General features: G+C 66.6%; 13 protein-coding genes. 1 reads left to right on the top strand and 12 read right to left on the bottom strand.

Annotation, left to right across the window (positions count from 1 at the left end):
* Positions 1-93 precede the first annotated feature (93 nt).
* Positions 94-2,889: a PAS domain-containing hybrid sensor histidine kinase/response regulator gene (locus tag CR918_RS09330; RefSeq protein ID WP_243379041.1), complete on the bottom strand. Its 2,796-nt coding sequence runs from the start codon at positions 2,887-2,889 to the stop codon at positions 94-96.
* Between the two features lie 158 nt (positions 2,890-3,047).
* On the opposite strand from CR918_RS09330, the gene CR918_RS09325 reads away from it, so the two are divergent.
* Complete coding sequence (locus CR918_RS09325; protein WP_099842554.1) at positions 3,048-3,830, top strand: CHAD domain-containing protein; 783 nt, start codon at positions 3,048-3,050, stop codon at positions 3,828-3,830.
* Positions 3,831-3,921: 91 nt separating this feature from the next.
* Here CR918_RS09325 and CR918_RS09320 read toward each other — a convergent pair whose 3' ends face one another.
* From CR918_RS09320 to CR918_RS09270, 11 genes are all read right to left on the bottom strand, one after another.
* A complete protein-coding gene (locus CR918_RS09320; RefSeq protein WP_033831178.1) occupies positions 3,922-4,182 on the bottom strand; it encodes a hypothetical protein in 261 nt (86 codons plus the stop codon).
* A complete protein-coding gene (locus CR918_RS09315) occupies positions 4,179-5,528 on the bottom strand; it encodes a membrane protein (protein WP_033831177.1) in 1,350 nt (449 codons plus the stop codon). Before CR918_RS09315 ends, CR918_RS09320 begins: the two co-directional genes overlap by 4 nt.
* A 24-nt stretch (positions 5,529-5,552) precedes the next feature.
* Positions 5,553-6,701, bottom strand: coding sequence for an SPFH domain-containing protein (locus tag CR918_RS09310; RefSeq protein WP_025874463.1), 1,149 nt, complete (start codon positions 6,699-6,701; stop codon positions 5,553-5,555).
* A gap of 218 nt (positions 6,702-6,919) precedes the next feature.
* Positions 6,920-9,358: an aminotransferase class V-fold PLP-dependent enzyme gene (locus tag CR918_RS09305; protein ID WP_099842553.1), complete on the bottom strand. Its 2,439-nt coding sequence runs from the start codon at positions 9,356-9,358 to the stop codon at positions 6,920-6,922.
* A gap of 201 nt (positions 9,359-9,559) precedes the next feature.
* Complete coding sequence (locus CR918_RS09300) at positions 9,560-10,093, bottom strand: lipocalin family protein (RefSeq protein ID WP_033831173.1); 534 nt, start codon at positions 10,091-10,093, stop codon at positions 9,560-9,562.
* A 14-nt stretch (positions 10,094-10,107) separates the two neighbouring features.
* Complete coding sequence (locus CR918_RS09295; RefSeq protein WP_099842552.1) at positions 10,108-11,184, bottom strand: SAM-dependent methyltransferase; 1,077 nt, start codon at positions 11,182-11,184, stop codon at positions 10,108-10,110.
* Between the two features lie 5 nt (positions 11,185-11,189).
* Entirely contained in the window at positions 11,190-11,966 is a 777-nt protein-coding gene (locus tag CR918_RS09290) for a DUF1295 domain-containing protein (protein WP_099842551.1), read from the bottom strand.
* Positions 11,966-12,508 (bottom strand): DUF2878 domain-containing protein, encoded by a 543-nt coding sequence (locus tag CR918_RS09285; RefSeq protein ID WP_099844312.1) that lies wholly within the window; start codon positions 12,506-12,508, stop codon positions 11,966-11,968. The genes CR918_RS09290 and CR918_RS09285 overlap by 1 nt, the downstream gene beginning before the upstream one ends.
* A 1-nt stretch (position 12,509) precedes the next feature.
* Positions 12,510-13,775 carry an SAM-dependent methyltransferase gene (locus CR918_RS09280; protein WP_080148696.1) on the bottom strand — a complete coding sequence of 422 codons (1,266 nt, stop codon included), beginning with the start codon at positions 13,773-13,775 and terminating at the stop codon, positions 12,510-12,512.
* On the bottom strand, positions 13,772-14,539 hold the full coding sequence (locus tag CR918_RS09275; RefSeq protein WP_099842550.1) for a DUF1365 domain-containing protein: 768 nt from the start codon (positions 14,537-14,539) through the stop codon (positions 13,772-13,774). Before CR918_RS09275 ends, CR918_RS09280 begins: the two co-directional genes overlap by 4 nt.
* On the bottom strand, positions 14,536-15,813 hold the full coding sequence (locus tag CR918_RS09270; protein ID WP_032974671.1) for an NAD(P)/FAD-dependent oxidoreductase: 1,278 nt from the start codon (positions 15,811-15,813) through the stop codon (positions 14,536-14,538). The genes CR918_RS09275 and CR918_RS09270 overlap by 4 nt, the downstream gene beginning before the upstream one ends.

The raw sequence follows: 15,813 nt of genomic DNA, 5'->3' as shown, positions 1-15,813 counted from the left end.
CAGCATGGCGGTGCCGCGGTAGGCATGCGGTGAAGCATGACCCGGTCGCGCATTCATCCGCTGCCGGCTGCGGCGCAACCTGCGTGGCGGCCTTCAGCCATCGCCGGCCAGCGCGATCCTTACCCGCGAGGCCAGTTCGCCGATGGTGAACGGTTTGCCGATCAAGTGAACCTGCGCATCCAGCACGTTGTTGTCGACCAGCGCGTTGCGGCTGTTGCCGGTGGCGAACAGCACCTTCAGCTGCGGATGGCGCGCACGTGCCTGCTCGGCCAGCTGCCGTCCATTGACCTCGGGCATCACCACGTCGGTAAACAACAGCGCGACCTCTGGATGGGCCTGCAGCAGCGCCAAGGCGCTGGCGGCGCCATCTGCGGCCAGTACCCGATAGCCGAGTTCAGTGAGGGCATCGACCGAGAACGCGCGGACGGCCGCATCATCGTCCACGACGAGAATGTGCTCGCGCCCACCGTGCAGGGCCGGCGCATCGTCATCCGATGCGGCAGCGGGCATGTCGACGTCGGCCAGCAGCCGCGGCAGGTAGACCTGTACCCGCGTCCCTTTGCCGGGCGCGGAATCGAGTTTCACATGCCCGGCCGATTGCTGGACGAAGCCATACACCTGCGACAGCCCGAGCCCGGTGCCCTGGCCGACCTGCTTGGTGGTGAAGAACGGATCGAACGCGCGCGCCATCACCTCCGGCGTCATCCCGTTGCCGTCGTCGGTCACCGCGATCACGACGTAGTCGCCTGCAGGCACGCCCGCATGCGCCGATGCGGTGTCGAGGTCGACGCGCTGGTTGCGGGTCTCGATCTTCAATCGGCCGCCGGAGGGCATCGCATCGCGCGCGTTGACCGCCAGGTTCAGGACCACGTTCTCCAGCTGGTTGGCGTCGGCATGGGTCCACCACAGGCCCGCGCCGAGTGCGGTTTCAAGGATGATGCTGCTGCCAAGGGAATGCACCAGCAGGTCGGTCATGCCGGCCACCAGGCGGTTGGCATCCATCGCCACCGGCTGCAGCGGTTGCTGGCGCGAGAACGCAAGCAGGCGCTGGGTCAGCTGGGCGGCGCGCTGCGCGCCATCAAGGGCCATTTCAATGTACCGGCTGGCGCGCGCGTCGCTGTCGCCGAGGCGCAGCGCCAGCAGGTCGAGCGGCCCGATCACCGTCGCCAGCATGTTGTTGAAGTCGTGGGCGATACCACCGGTCAGCTGGCCGACCGCCTCCATCTTGCGGCTTTGCCGAAGCGCCTCTTCCACCCGCAGGCGCTCGGCGACTTCGGCCCGAACACGTGCCTCCAGCTGCCCGTTCAGCTCCTGCAGGCGCGCGTCGGCGGCCTTCCGCGCGGTGATGTCGATGGCCACGCCCAGCACGCGCACGCACCTGCCGAACTCGAAGATGCCGCGGCCCTTGGCGGCGACCCAGCGGACGATGCCATCCTCCTTGCCGACGGTGCGGTACTCCACGTCATAGGTCTCGCGCCGCTCGGGATCGCAGGCGGCGGCGAACGCGGCCAGGGTTGCCGCGCGGTCGTCCGGGTGCAGCCCGGCACGGAAGTCGTCCATGGTCACCGAAGCACCGGCGGAGATGCCGAACATGGCCTTGGTGCGCGCCGGCCAGATCAGCACGTCCTGCACCATGTCCACGTCCCAGAACCCTTGCTCGCCTGCTTCGGTGGCCAGCCGCAGGCGCTCTTCGCTGTCGGCCAGCGCCGCTTCGGCGGCCTTCCGCCCGGAGAGATCCAGCATGGCCCCGATCATCCGCAGGGGGGTGCCATCGGCGTCGCGCAGGACCGTTCCGCGATCCAGCACCGACGCATAACTGCCATCCGCGCGCTGGAAACGGTACTCGTCCGTCCAGCCGCTGCCGTTCCCGTCGATCACGGCGTGGATGCCGTGATCGATGCGCGCGCGGTCATCGGGGTGGATGTGCTGCAGCCACCATTGCGCGGTCGTGTTCTTTTCCGTGTGGCCGAACAGGCTGGCCAGCGCTTCGTTCCAGATCACCTGGCCATCGGCGATGCGCCAATCCCAGATGGCATCGTTGGTGGCCTGTGCGGCCAGCCGGTAGCGCTCTTCGATATCGCGACGCTCGGCTTCGGCGGCCTTGCGGTCGGTGATGTCCAGCGACGTACCGACCAGGCCGATCACAGCGCCATCGGCGTCGCGCAGCGGCGATTTGGTCGACAGCCACCAGGCCCGGCGACCATCGGGGAAGCTCACTTCCTCCTCCAGCTGCTCGCTGCTGCCGCTGGACATGATGCGCTCGTCGGTCGCCATCACCGACGCCGCCTGGGCGGGGTCGCCCAACAGCTCGGCATCGGTGCGCCCGATATATTCCCCCGGCGGCAGGCCGATCAGCTCGGTGGTGCCGTGGTTGCCGATCAGCAGCCGGCCTTGCCGATCCTTGGCATACATCACGCCCGGTGCAGCCTCCACGAACGAGCGCAGCAGCGCCTGCGCCTGGTCGCGCTCGGCCTCGACGCGCAGGCGCTCATCGATGTCGATCAGCACGCCCGGGAAACCCAGCGCGCGGCCCTGGGCATCCAGATCGACCCTGCCGATGCTTTCCAGCCAGTGATAGCTGCCATCGGTGGCGCGCGCGCGGTACTGGTGGGCAAAGCGCCCGCCCGTCTGCACGGTCTGCTCAATCGCCGCCGACAGCGCGGGCAGGTCATCGGGATGCACGGCGCCCAGTACGTCCTGCAGGTGCAGTTTCCGCTGCGCCATTGCCGGGTCCAGGCCGAAGGCGCGGGCCAGGGCTTCATCGACCGTGAGCTGGTCGGCCTGGACGTCCCAGAACCAGGTGCCGACGATGGCCCCGGCGGCCAGTGCCATGTTGACGCTGTCGGTGGCCCGGCTGTCGCGGGTGGCAAATGAGGGCAGGGACGTCACGTTGATCTCGAGCGGGAGGAGGGGTGCTGCGCCAGCGTGGCGGGGTCAGCACGGGCGAAGGGGCGCAAGTCTAGGCAGCGCCGCGTCACGGCTGCGTGGTGCCGGTGCCCGACGGGGAGCAGGCTACACTGCGGCTCCCATCCCGGCAGGGAACACCGATGTCCGCAGCAGAAGCCGGCGAGGCCTTTCGCCAGAGAGCGCTGCATGAGTGTGCCGCGATCGCTGCGGCGTTGTCGTCGGCATCCGACCCGCACCCGGCCATCCACTCCGCGCGCAAGGCCATCCGCCGATTGCGGTCCCTGTTGGCGCTGCTGCAGCACGCAGCGCTGGACGTCGAGGCTGCCGACCTGGGATTGAAGCGCCTGGGTGATGGCCTGTCCCGCCTTCGCGATGCGCATGTGGTGGTCGAGGTCGCCCGGCAACTGCAGGTGCGGGTTGCCGATCCGCGATGGACCGGCGTCATCCGGATGCTGGTCCTGCGTCGTGAGGGGCTGCTGCAGGCGACCCTGCAGCGTGACCCGGGGTTTGCACGTCGCCTGCGTGTCCTGGTAGCGGTGCAGCAGCAGTTGGCGGTCCAACCCTGGCATCAGCTGCGGCGTGGCCCGCTGCGCCAGAATCTTGAGCGCAGCTGGCGCCGCGTGGACAAGGCTGCCGCACGGGCGAAACGCGACGGCGGTGCCGCGGCGGTCCACCGCTGGCGACGACGCGTGCGCAGGCTGCGCATGCAACTGGATATCGCCTGCGACCTGCAGCTGCACGTGCCGCACAGCAGGTCGCTGCACGCCTCGGGGCATCGTTACAAGGCGCTGCATCGGCTCAGCGACGAGCTTGGCCGGCAGCAGGACCTGCGGCTGCTGCGCAACCTGGTGCGAGCGATGGCTGCCAGTGACGGCAAGCGCTCAGTGATGCAGCAGATCAACGGAGAGGTGGCGCCGGACTGAATCGAGGGGCATCGGGACGTACGGCCACCTGACGTTCCGGTTTGCTTCGAAGGCTGGGATGGTCCCAGCCCCCGAAGCGCTGGCGGAGCGTTCAATCGTCTCCGTTGCTCACCCGCGCCACCCGCTTTCGATACTCATACACGTTGTCGCCGCGGATCCGCTTTTCCTGCGTGCCCGAGATCGAATCGACCCGGCGATCCGAGCCGGTCACCGGCTTGGCATCGATCTCGGTCTCGTGCTCGAACGAATGCGATTTGTCGGTATTGCGGTAGAAGCGGTACAGCGCCCAGTACAGCGCAGTTGCGCCGGCCGGGCCTGCGGCCAACAACCAAAGACCACTGTCATCACTCATGTGCTGGCCACCAGGAAGGCAATTGCGAGGGCTTCGATGATCGTACCTGCGGTCAGCGCCGCCAGCAGCATCTTCCACTGCTGCACCGGCACGCTGCCCATGGTTTCACCGGTCCGGCCGTTCACGGCGATGTAGTGCAGCATGCCGCCGTTCTTGCCGGGCTGGTGGTACGAATACAGCCACACCGGCAGGTACATGGCCACCCAGCGGGTGCCGTGCACTTCCAGTTGCTCCTGTTCCCAGCGCACGCCACGGTCGTAACGGCGCACCGTGCCTTCCACCTGCGCGCGGGCGATCGACAGCAGCTGGTCTTCCAGGCGCGGCCGCAGCTTTTCGACGTCCAGGTTGCGCTTTTCCGAAGTGAACCCTGCCAGGTACGAGGCGTTCCACTTCACCGCGTTCTTGGTGTCGAACGGCAGAATCGTGTTGATGATGTTGTTGGTGTTGGCGCGCGTGTCCAGGTTGCCGCGCTCGGCAGAGGATTCCAGCGGCAGGTCGTCCACGGTGAAATCGACCTGGCGTTCCACCTGGTAGATATCCGCGTCGTAGTAGGTCTGCTTGTTCTTCTCGGTGCCACGGGTGTATTCGCGGGTCTTGATCTCACCCTTGCCAGCCACCGCTGCGCTGACATTGCCGTCGACGATCATGTAGGGCAGGTACACGCCCACCACGTTCTCCGGGGTGAACTGTTCCTTGAACGCCTTGAGCGCGAACATCCGGCGCTTGTCGACGAACTGGCGGATGCGCGCGACCGCATCCTCCTTCTTGATATGGAACGGCAGCACGGCGTCGGGCACCGCGCCGTTGGCGATCTGTTCGTTCACGCCGAACACATGCCGGCACCAGTGGCAGCGCGCCGTCATCGTGCTTTCGGTGTTGACCGTGACTTCGGCGCCGCAACCGGTGCACTTGAAGGTCATCAGTGCGGAGGTGTCGGCATCGATATCGCGTGCGCCCGATGCAATGACGGTGCCACGCAGCTGGTCGATGGCTTCGCCCAGCCCGAATTCCTCCTCCACCCGCGCGCCATGCCATTGGTGACGGCAGTACAGGCAGACCAGGATGTCGGTGCCCAGCTTGGGCCGTATGTCGGTGGCGCCGCACCTGGGGCAGCGGTTGAGGCCGTCTTTCAGTTCGGCCGCAGCGGTGTCGATGGCGACCGGGTCGGGCGCCTCGACTTCGTTGCGGATGGCCTCAGGCAGCCTGGAAGTATCCAGCGGGAAGCTGCCGGGCAAGGGAGGAACATCCTGCGGCGAACCGGGGCCGTCCAGCACCGCCGCCGGCAGGGGCGGGGGTGCTGAAGCGGAACCGGGCAGCGGCGGAGGCGTGTTTCTGGGATCGGACATGGTGGTTGCGCGTCCTGCGTCTTCTTACAGTCCCAGCGCCTTGGCCTTCAGCGCGTCGTAGTCGGTCTGGGTGATCAGGCCCAGGTCGAGCATTTCCTTGGCCTTCTTCAGCTTGGCCACCGGATCGTCGGCGGCAGGGGCGGCCGGGGTTGCCGGCTGCTGCAGGTTGCCCGCGCCGAACATGCCCGATGCCATGCCCACGCCGACAAGCCCGGCGGCACCGCCGTTCTCACCGGCGGACTGGATGCCCTGGGCGACGCTGGCCTGCAGGTTGGAATTGCCACGCGAGCCGGACAGCGCATCGGCGCGCTGCACGGTCTTCAGCAGCTCGCGGGTGTTGGCGTCGTACTCGATCGAGACGATGGCGGTCTTGACGATGGCCAGGCCACGATCGGACTTCCACTGGTAGCCCTGTTCGACGGCGGCCGACAGGCTCTGCGCAAAGCCCAGCGAATCCTGCTGCAGCTTGGTGATGCGGTTGCCCTTGCCCGGATCGTTGGTGTACAGGCTGAACGCCGGCGCCAGCGAACCCACCACTTCATTGAACAGCTGGCTGGCAGCAGCATTGTCCAGGTCGGTGAAGTCGAACACCTGGCCCGGCCGCAGGTAGCTGGCCGGAACGAAGTTCTTCACGAACAGGATCGGGTCGACGATCTTCAGCGTGTACGAACCACGGGTGACCGCGCCGACCTGGGTGTTGAGGAAACCGTCGTCCCAGTAGATTTCCGACTGGGTGCCGAAGCGGTTGTCCGGCAGTTCCTTCAGCGAAACAAAGAAGGCGGCCTGCTGCGAGCCCGGCTGGCCGCCGAACTTGAAGCGCTCCCAGCTCTGCTTGATGAAGGTGCTGACCAGGCCGTCGCCGGCGAAGATCGACTGCGAGTTCAGATCGTCCGAGCGCCATTCGTAGCCACCCGGCTCGGCCACGAAGGCAGTGATCGCGCCATCCTGGAACAGCAGCAGGCCGTAGCCCTCGGGCACGACGATCTTCGAACCGTTGCTGATGATGTTGGAGGAGCCGCTGGTGTTCGAACCGCGCCCGGCATTGGTGCCCTGCGGCACCGCCGCGAACAGGGCTGCCGTGGATGGCAGGCCGGTCGGCACGGTGTAGAAGTCCTTCCACTGGTCGGCCAGCACACCGCCGACTGCACCCTTCACCGCTTGTACCAGACCCATGACCCACTCCCTGTAGTTGCCGGACAGGCACCACGCCTGTCGTGCTCGGCTGACTATAGAGGAGGCAGGCTGCATGCGGCTAGCGGCTGGGTGGACCCCCATTCATCTCACGTCACAGGCCAGGCTGCGGTTGATCAGGCCTGGCCGATCAGCGGCACCCGTTCCGGAGCCCATCGCCCCAATGCGACAGTCCGGCCTGGGCACGGCCCCGCAGCGGATCAAGCCTGCACAGTGCTGGCAACCCGGGGTTCCGGAGCCGGTGCCGATGATTGCTCCATCACACATTCCAGGCCTGAAGCATCTGTGTCCAGCAGGCAGGTGGCGAACAGCAGGAAGCGATAGGCATCGGTGAAATTCGATCCCAGCCCGAACGAAATCCTGACCGCACCGCAATCACCCTTCTCCAGGATCTTCTCGTCGAATGTGGTGCAGTCGAGAATCTTCCCGGTCTTGTCCAGTTCACAGTGCTCGGCGCCTGCGGTAGCGTAGGTCGCCTGCTGGACGGCGCCCAGGTTGCAGAAGCAGCCATTGCGCAGGGTGATGCCGAACCGGTCTGCGGCGCGCTTGACGCGGGCGTGCGGCAGGATGGAGCCATAGCAGTCGAAGAAGTTCAGCATCAGCGTCGCGCCCCGCTGCGCAGCGGGCGGGCCATAGATCTGGCACAGCGGCAACGCGCCGCCGATGTGGTGGCGAAGCGATGACAGCTGCGCCTGCAGCCACTCGGCCAACGCACGCGAGCGCAACGCGACCGCTTCCACTCCGCCAAGCGCGGCCACGAATTCAAAGCCTCTGGCGATGGCGGGGAAGGCGGCGTAGTTGGGCGTGCCGACTTCGAATCGCTGGCCCGCATCGCGGTACAGCAGGCGATCGGTGGGTGACCATGGCCCGGAGTAGTAGCACACGCCACCACCGGCAAACGACGGCGGTTTCAGCAGGTCGAGTGCGGCCCGCCGGGCGAGCAGGCAACCGGCGCCGGTGGGGTAACCGAAGATCTTGTAGAACGATGCCACCACGAAATCGGGGTGATGACGGGAGCAGTCAAGCCGGTATTGCGGCACCAGGGCCGCCGCGTCACACAGCACCGTCGCGCCATGCGCCTGGGCCCGCTCGATCCAGGCCAGATCGTGCCGGGCGCCGGTCGCATTGGATTGCGCGGGAAAGGCGAGCAGATGCGGGGCGCCGGGCTGCAGCCGCTGCAACGCGCGCCACATCAGCCCTTCATGCAACAGCAGCTCGTCATCCAGCGGAATGTACTTCACCTGTGCGCCCTTCGCCGTGGCGTACTCGCGCAAGCCGTGTACCGAGGTGTGATTGTCCTTGGTCAGCAGTGCCTGCGACCCGGCCTGGAACGGGAATGACTCGGCCACCAAACGGATTGCGCTGCTGGCATTGGCGGTGAACAGTATCTCGTACTCCTCCGGCGTGGTTCCGAAGAAGGCGTGGATCTGCTCACACGCCCTATGAAGTGCGTCCTGGGATGCTTTCGATCCGCTGTGCGGATTGCCGAGAATCGTCCGCTTGAGTGCCTGGTAATCCTGCTCAAGCAGGCTGTCGGGCGGCAATGTTCCGCCCACGTGATCCAGATAGGTCACCTGTTGCTCATCCAGCCGCGCATATTCCTGCTGGCGCATGGCCTCGACCTGATCATGGGGATAATCGGGGTGGTCGGCGAGGAACCGTGCGCGAGCGCTTTCGAAGCCGCGCATCGCGCGCGCATCCTGCTGCAGCGGCAGGTGGAACGCCAGCAGGGGTGAGAAATCCGGTGCCCGGAGGGCGGCCTGCGCAGGGGTGTGTGCAGCATCCACACAGCCGCGCAGCAACCAGGCTTCCACCTGGTAACGCTGGTCTGGCACTGCTGCATGGACGGCATCCAGCATCGCGTCCAGATAGCGCTCCCTGCTGGGGGCGTCGCACTGGTTGAACTCCTCCAGAAGGATGCAGGCGTTGAACAGGAACTCGCGCACATCGGCGTCGCCCATGGCAAACGCGAGGGGCCGCAGTTCAGCCATCTCGCCCTCTTGCGGGGAAAGTCCTTCGATCGCGAACGCGCGTGTGATGGGCGACGGGTCGGTCAGGCTCAGGGCTGCATCCATCAGCCGGGAGGGCATGCCGAAGTGCTGCCGGGACTGTTCGCGGGCCAGCTCGAACAGCTGGTTGTAGTGGAATGCCGTGGCGTAGACCCGTCCGCCAGGGCGGAGCACGCGCCTGAACTCGCGGGCGACGCGCGCCTTGTCCGGCGGGAACATCAGGCCGAACCCGCAGACGATGACGTCGAAGCTGGCGTCGGCGAAGGGCAGCTCCGCCATGTCCACATCGGCAAGGAGGGGCACGTTGCGCTGCACCTCATCGCTCAGCACGCTGCGTGCCACGTTCACGGCGATCGCTGAAAGATCGGTGGCGACCAACCGTAGGCCCAGCGGCCTGCTCAGGTGCTGGTAAAGGTTCGCGGTGATGACCCCGGTGCCGCAGGCGACCTCCAGGACGTCGGACGCGTTGAAACCGGCCCGGATGTCGCCAGCGATCTCCTCGGCCAACAGCTTTCCGTAGGGACCGAAAATGCGCTGGCTCAGTACGCGCTCATAGAACTCCATGAACGTGCTGAGAGACCATTTCCGTTCGGATACAACCTTGCACTGATGCGGCGAGACATCCTGCATGGCACGCTCCCTGTGGCCGGAGGCCGGTGAATCTTCGCCGCCTTTATTGCATGGGAGTAAATGTCTTTAAGTGATATTAATCACATAAAGCAGGATTGATAATCCGTGAAAGGGCGGGCAGCCCTATATTCCCCCATTCATGGGGCAACGGCCGATTCGGCGCTTGCATCATTCTGTTCTGCAGCATCGCTTCGCGCGGGCTCAGCGCACCGACTGCGGCACCCGGCGCAGCTTGCCGGTGTCGTATCCCATTGCCTTGATGCGGGCGACCGCCTGCTGGTAGTCCGCCTCGCTCACCTGCGGCGTGCGCGCCATGTACCACACGTAGTCACGCTTGCTGCGGGCCACGATGGTCTGGGTGTAGCCCTCATCCAGCCAGGCAATCAGGTATTCGGCCTGGATGGGCCAGATGAACTGCATGCCCCAGACCGCACCATTGCCATGTTTTTCCACACGGCCCACCGGGTGCATCGACTTCTGTGGCGACTGGAAGCTGCCCTTGCGATAGGTGAAAGTGGTCTGGATGCGGCCATCGGCCTGCAGCGCGTAGCTTTCCACCGCGTCGAAGGCCTCGCGCTCGGGTCGGGACGGAATATGGGCGATGACATACCAGTCGCCCATGAAGCGCGGCACGTCCACCTTCGGAGGCAGCGGGATGGGGCGGGTGTCGTGGCTGCTGCAGCCTGCGCCGAACAGGGCAACGGCCAGCAGCGGGAACAGCGATGCGATACGCATGAGGGCGGTCTCCTTCAACGCGGGCGGAACAGGTAGTGGGCGACCAGCCATTGCTGGCCGTCGTCGTAGCCGAACAATTCGGCGCAGGCCATCCAGAACATGCGCCAGCGCTGCCACCAGATGCGTGCCGCCGCTCCGTCGCCATAGGTCTGTGCCAGCACCGGCAGCAGCTGTTCACGGGCAGCATCCTGGTTGGCCAGCCAATGGTTGGCCGTGCGCTGGTAGTGCGTGCCGTCCAGCAGCCAGCGCTGGTCCAGCACCAGGTCGCGCTGGAAGTGCAGCAGCGTGTCCGCTGCCGGCATCAGGCCGCCGGTGAAGAAATGCCGGCCCATCCAGTTGTCGTCGCCCTCGGTCTCGAACGGATACATCAGCGTGCGATGGGCGAAAATGTGCACGAACAGCGCACCGTCCGGCTTCAGCCAGCGGGCAATGCGGCCCAGCAGGCGGTCGTAGTTGCGGACATGCTCGAACATCTCCACCGACACGCAGCGATCAAACGCAGCGGCAGGCAGGTCCAGCTGGTTGACGTCCCGGGTGAGTACCTCGACGTTGCCGAACCCGCGCGCCTCGCACTGCGCCAGGATATGGCTGCGCTGGCTGTGCGAGTTGGACACGGCGGTGATGCGCGCGTTCGGGTAGCGCTCGGCCATCCACAGCGTCAGCGAGCCCCAGCCGCAGCCCAGCTCAAGAATGCCCTGGCCGTCGGCCAATCCGGCGCGCTGCCCGTACAGCTCCAGCATCGCATCCTCGGCCTGGTCCAGCGTCTCGCGGCCGGTGCGGTAGTAGCAGCTGCTGTACTTCAGGCGATGCCCCAGGCAGCCCTGGAAGAAGGCGGCAGGCACCTCGTAATGCTGGCGGTTGGCCGCATCCACGTGCAGTGCCAGTGGGCTGCCAGTGAGCTCGGCGATACGGCGGCTGAAGCGCTGCGCCTGCTCCTCCATGCTGCCGCTCGACTCCTCGGCCAGGCGTTGCGCACACAGGCGGCGTATGCCCGCGCGCAGCGCCGCATCGGGCAGCCAGCCACGCTCGGCCCAACCGGTAAGGCCGGCTTCCGTATCGGCAACCGGAGCAAGGGACGGGGTGCTGTTCATCGGGATCACTCCTTGGGGCTGCGCGGAAACCAGGGGAAGAACATCGGGGTACTGCGCTGGTAGTCGCGATAGTCATCGCCTCGACTGCGCAGCGCCTGTTTCTCGGTGAAGGGAACGCCACTGAGGTAGCGCAGGAACACGTACATCAGCACCGGCCCGGACCAGGCCAGCCACCACAAGGGTGAGCCGGCTGCCAGCAGTACATAGGTGAACCAGTGCAGCCACTCGAAGAAGTAATTGGGATGGCGCGTGTACCGCCACAGTCCTTGGCGGCAGGTCCGGCCCCTGTTCGCCGGGACGGCACGGAAGCGTGCCAGCTGACGGTCGGCCAGTGCTTCGCCGCCCACGCTGAGCAGCCACACGACGACCGCCGCTGCGATCCAGCCAGGCATGTCACTGTGGGGATTGCCGGCCACGGCCGTGAACGGCAGCGCAAACAGCACCACCAACAGCGCCTGCGCCATGAAGAAGCCGAAGATCCTGCCCTGGTGGCCGTGCCAGTGTTCGCGCAGATAGCGGTAGCGACCGTCTTCTTCCTCGCTGCGTACGCGGCGCCACAGATGCAGGGCGAGACGACTTCCCCACAGGCCACCGAGCACGGCCAGCGCGATGCGTGGCTGCAGCGCGCCATCGCCCAGCCATGCAAGCAGCAGCGCGCCTGCCGCCACGCCCTTTGCCCACAGGACATCGACGATGCCGATGTTGCGGTGCCTGCGCTGCCAGGTCCAACCCCAGGCCATGATCAGCACGGCGTACAGCAGTACCCACCACAGAATGCTCATCAGGCTGCTCCGATCAATGGGGTGTCACGATTGCTGGGCGTTCCGCGACGGGCGACGGCGCACAGCAGCGACAGTGCCACGCACCAGCCCTGCGCCAGTGTTGCCACGCCCAGCCAGGCCGGGGCGGTGAAATGTACGGCCTGGAAACCCCGCGCCGCGGACAGATACGCCAGCGGCGCCAGCAGGCCCAGGGCCACCGGCAGCATCCAGTGCCGCTGCAGGAACGCCATCGACGCCGTCAGCGTCATCGCAAAGGCCGCCCACAGCGCGAAAATCCACGGTGGCGGCACCCATCCAAGCGGTGCGGCGGCATACTGCACAGCACCGCTGGCTGCAGCGCTGCCATCCACCAGCCAGGCACACCCCAGCGCGAGCAACAGCAGGCGCAGCTCCAGGCGTGGCCGCGTCGAGGCAAGCAACTGGCTGCCGACATAGAGTGTGGCCGACAGCAGGGCCGGCCATTGCCAGCCGCGGCCGGCTCCGGCAACGGCGCACAGCCATACCAGCTGGTTGCCGATTACGTTGACCCAGGTGCGGCGCATGTCAGCCGGCCCGTTGGCCATGGACGTCCGTCTCGGGACGGTAGCCCGGCCGTGCCAGCAGCAGATGGGACACGCCGATCGAGCGCTCGAGGAAGCCGCCCTCGCAGTAGGCCAGATAGAACTCCCACAGCCTGCAGAAGCGGTCATCGAAACCCTGCGCACGTACCGCCGGCAACTGCGCCAGGAAGCGCTGCCGCCAGGCGCGCAGGGTGAGTGCATAGGAGTGGCCGAAATCCTGCTGGGCGATCAGCTGCAGGTCGCAGGCCCGGGTCTTGGCGGCCAGGATGGCGTTGATCGAGGGAATGAAACTGCCGGGGAACACGAAGCGCTTGATGTAGTCCACGCTGCGACGCGCCTGCTCGTAGCGCTGGTCCTCGATGGTGATGGCCTGCAGCAGGGCCACGCCATCGGGCTTCAGCAGCCGCTGCAGGGTCGCCATGTAGGTGTCCAGATACTCGGCACCGATGGCCTCGATCATCTCGATCGACACCAGCTTGTCGAACTGGCCCTGCAGATCACGGTAGTCCTGCATCAGCAGGGTCACGCGCTCCTGCAGGCCCGCCTCGGCCACACGCTGGGCGGCAAGCGCGTGCTGTTCGGCGGAGATGGTGGTGGTGGTCACATGGCAGCCGTAGTGCTGGGCGGCATGCAGGGCGAACCCGCCCCAGCCGGTACCGATCTCGACGACGCGATCACCGGGTTGCAGCTGCAGCTGCTGGCAGATGCGGTCCAGCTTGCGGCGCGAGGCGGTTTCCAGCGAGTCGCCGGCATCGCTGAACACCGCCGAGGAGTACATCAGGTCCGGCGACAGGAACAGCGCGAAGAAGTCATTGCCCAGATCGTAGTGGGCGGCGATGTTGCGGCGACTGCCTTCGCGGCTGTTGCGCCGCAGGCGGTTCCAGCCGCGCAGCAGCCAGCCACCGATCCGCGCCGGCCCGCGTTCCATGCCATCCAGCAGGTCGCGGTTGCGCACCAGCAGCCGCACCAGGGCCACCAGGTCATCGCAGTGCCAATCGCCGTGGATGTAGCTCTCACCCGCGCCGACGCTGCCCTGCGCGGCCACCTTGCGGTAGAACGCCATATCGCTGATGGTCACCGTGGCCTGCAGTGCGCCCGCACGATCACCGAGGATGACCTCGCCCAAGGGGTCACGTACCCGCAGCCCGCCTTCGCGCAGCGGAGCCAGTACCGCCAGCAGCCTCCGGCGCAGGAATACGTCCACCGCGCCGGGGCGGGGCAGGGCAACGGAAGGATTCAGCTCGTTCATCGCGGTTTCTCGGCAAGAGCGGGGTGGTCATGCACGGGATTGCGCTTCAGCCACAGGCGCAGTGCCTGCCAGTGGATGGCGGCTACCACCTGCACGGTCATCAACGGGTAGAACGCCAGTACCCGGGCCAGGCCGCGGCCATCAAGCGGGCGTCGCTGCATGGCCTGGGTGGCATCGAACTGCCGGACACCGTCGCGCCAGACCTGCATATGTACGCGCAGGTCCTCGCCGGGCGCGGTGAAGCGCCAGTCGTAGCGGCAATCCATCGGCATGAAGGGGGAAACGTGGAAGGCTTTGTCGAACTGCCAGCGCAGGGCACGCCCCTGCGGCTGTGCGCTTTCAACAGGCAGAACATAGGCGTGCCGTTCCTTCCACGGCGTGTTGGTGATGTCGGCGACGATGCAGTCCAGGGTGCTGCCGTCGGCCCGGTAGCAGTAATAGAAGCTGACCGGATTGAACACGTGGCCACCGAAGCGCAGGTGCGCCAACAGCCGCACCGGGCCGTCCGGGCGCCGCCCCAGCACGGTCGCGGCATGGTCACGCACGGCGTCTGCAAGCGATGTCCTGGGATCGCCGAGATAGTCGCTGCGGCGGAACTCTGCCAGGTTGCGGCGCCCGACCGACCACAGCCAGCGCCCGGCAAATACCTGGTCTAACTCGTCCAGGTCCAGCAGCAGCTGCGCGATGGGGTAGCGGAAGGCATGCGGATGCGGATGGTGCCGGCGGTGCACCACCTGCCCGAAGTAGAGGGCGCTGGCGCTCACGCGGCCACCTCCACCTGCAGGGGAGGCGGCGCGCCGGCATTGCGCAGTTGCAGCGCATCCACTACGCGGCGGGCACTGCGGATTCCATCTTCGTGGAAGCCCCAGCCCCAGTACGCACCCGCAAACCAGGTGTGCCGCCGGCCCTGCAGTTCGGCCCAGCGCCGCTGCGCGTCCACCGCAGCCGGATCATGCACCGGATGCGCGTACTGCAAACGGCGCAGCACCTTGGCCGGATCGATGGCCTCGCTGCGGTTGAGGGTCACCACCAGCGGCGTATCACCGGGCAGCCCCTGCAACAGGTTCATGCAGTAGCTGACCGTGCAGGGTGCGGTGGGGTCGCGCGGTACATGCGCGTTCCACGCCGCCCACGCCTTGCGGTTGGCGGGCAGCAAGGAGGCGTCAGTGTGCAGTACGGCCTCGTTGGGTTGGTAGCGGATCGCGCCGAGCACCGCATGCTCGACAGGATCGGCGTCGGCCAGCAGGGCAAGGGCCTGGTCGCTATGGCAGGCCAGGATCACTTCATCGAAGCCTTCAATGCCGGTTGCGGTGTGTACGCGTGCCCCCCAGGGCATGCGTTCGACCGCGTGTACCGGGCATTCCAGCCGCTCGTGCACCCGCCAGCGCGCACGCAGGGCGTCCACGTAGCGCGCCGAGCCGCCCTTGACCACGCGCCAGGGCGCGCGCCCGGTCATCTGCAGCATCTGGTGATTGGCCATGAACTGCACCAGGTAACGGGCCGGGAAATCCAGCACCTGCGCGGTCGGCGAGGACCACAGCGCCGAGGCCATCGGCAGCAGATGTTCCTGCACGAACGCCTCGCCATAGCGCTGGCTGTGCAGGTACTGGCCCAGCGTCGGGCCCTGCTCCTCGCCCAGCAGCAGGGGCGCGTCGCGATAGAAGCGCCGCAGGTCGGCCAGCATTCCCCAGAAACGCGGTGAGAGCAGGTTGCGGCGCTGGCAGAACAGGCCATCGAGCGATGTGGCGTTGTACTCCACGCCGCTGCGCTCGCTGTGCATCGAGAAACTCATCGTGGTGGGCTGCGAGTCCACGCCAAGTTCGTCGAACAACGCCGACAGCAGCGGGTAATGGTGCGGATTGAAGACGATGAACCCGGTGTCGACCGCCATCCTGCGGCCGTCCACTGTCACCTCGTGGGTGTGGGTGTGGCCGCCCAGATAGTCGTTGGCCTCGAACAGGGTGACGTCATGCTCGCCGTCCAGCCACCACGCACTGGCCAGACCCGCGATGCCGGAACCGATGACCGCGATACGCAT

The sequence above is a fragment of the Stenotrophomonas indicatrix genome (genome assembly GCF_002750975.1).
GTDB lineage: Bacteria > Pseudomonadota > Gammaproteobacteria > Xanthomonadales > Xanthomonadaceae > Stenotrophomonas > Stenotrophomonas indicatrix.
This window is presented reverse-complemented; position numbering and strand designations above follow the sequence as displayed.